Annotated in this window: 1 protein-coding gene; it reads right to left on the reverse strand. The window is 37.3% G+C overall.

The genetic code is table 11. From position 1 onward, the window contains the following. Positions 1-237: 237 nt before the first annotated feature. Complete coding sequence (locus BLP54_RS15540) at positions 238-1653, reverse strand: IS30 family transposase (RefSeq protein WP_090171562.1); 1416 nt, start codon at positions 1651-1653, stop codon at positions 238-240. Positions 1654-1682: the final 29 nt, after the last annotated feature.

Here is a 1682-nt window from a genome sequence, read left to right on the forward strand (position 1 = left end):
GCTCAAATGAAAAACTAACTTCTGGCAAAGAACATCAAAAACGCCTCAGTTGAGTTTTTTACAATTATTTACAATCAAAACTACATTTGACGACTCTGTAAAACGTGATAAAATCGTTTTACAGAGTCTGTTTGTTTGCATGGCAAACAGACGACTGGAAATAATTGAGCAAAAGTAAATTCCACCCGTCATTAAGTAAAAATGATGATTGAGTGGTTACCTGTCTGCTCTAAAATATTATTTTTCTAAGAGTTCCGGTTTTAATAGGATGTCGTCTGGCGAGACTTCATATTGTCCTGTTAGAATCGGAATTCTTTTGTCGATAAGTAGCTTTGAAAGTGCAAATGGAGTTGCACCATTTAGGCTGTCGCGAGCAGTTGAGTTGATGTGGCTGGCGAGTTTGTTCATGTCAGCTTGAGTAAAGTTTTGCATGCTCTTTCCTTTAGGAATCACATATCTAATGTATTCATGATTCTTTTCCAATTTCCCTTTTTGATTAGATGCATATGGATCACAGTAGAATACATAGCATCGATGCTTTCCATCAGGGCCTTTCTCGATATCCCATGGATTTTTAAATTCTGCACCATTATCAGTGAGAATGACTTCAAAATATTTTCTAAAAAGTCGTAGAGTAATAGTCTCAACAAGATTATTAATGGCGTTGATTACGCATTCCTGAGAACACCTAGGAAGGAGAATAATGAGCATGAAATTGCAGCTTCTAAATAAAAGCGTCAAAAGACATTTGCCGGTTTCTCGAGTTCCTTTAACAGTGTCCAATTCTACAACTGATGCATCTGGATGATGTTCCATGTAGAATTCGAAATCTTTATAAGTACGTTTGTTTCTATAACGTTGGGTTATGTCTCTTGAAACAGAATGTTTAGCGCGACGCTTTTTGTAGCGAACACGTCTATGCAAGTCAATATTTCTAGCATCAAAAACTCGTTGATCCAGATAATTGTAGAGTGTTCTTCTACAAACAGGTATGTCATCAGCATGAACAGCGAAAATGTGACTCAATGGTTGTCCCTTTTTAATCAAAGGGGAAATCATAGAATTAAGTTCATCCAATTCTTGTGGTGTCAGGTTGATTCCGACACGTGAGCGTACGAGAGTGGCTTCGTATGTGGTTTGAGCCTTTCGGGCATGGTACACATGCTTTTCAAGATGGCAAGTGGGGCGATTCTCGCAACCGTTACAAACATATGGTGGCTTGAAAGGAATATCGCATGTAAAAAAATCTTCAGATGGGCATGTAACGCGTCGTCTAAAAGTGAAACATTGCTTGCATTTTCTCTTGCAATGCTTGTTTCCGCATAAGTTATGGATTTCGCAATCATCATAATTAATGCAATTGCGACAGCTCGTTGCGACATCTGTAGCTTCAATTATTTCTGAATGAAGCTTAACTTCTTTAGCGATTGTGGTTGGGTCTTTTCCAAGTGCTGAACCAATGCTTTTAAATGTAGAACCGCATGTGATTTCTTGTTCAATATAAGTTCTGTCAGTAAGAGTTAAATGACGTTGTCTTTTCTTTTTGTTTGCCATAATTAATTCTCCCTGGCAGACAGATAACCACTTACAATCATGAATAATAAAAAATGCTTGTGCAAGACTAAATTCCAGTTTGAGAGAAAAAAAGCCCATAAAACCGGAATTTAAAATTTCACTTAAGG

The sequence above is a fragment of the Pseudobutyrivibrio sp. 49 genome, from assembly GCF_900100545.1.
In the GTDB taxonomy this organism is placed as follows: Bacteria; Bacillota; Clostridia; order Lachnospirales; family Lachnospiraceae; genus Pseudobutyrivibrio.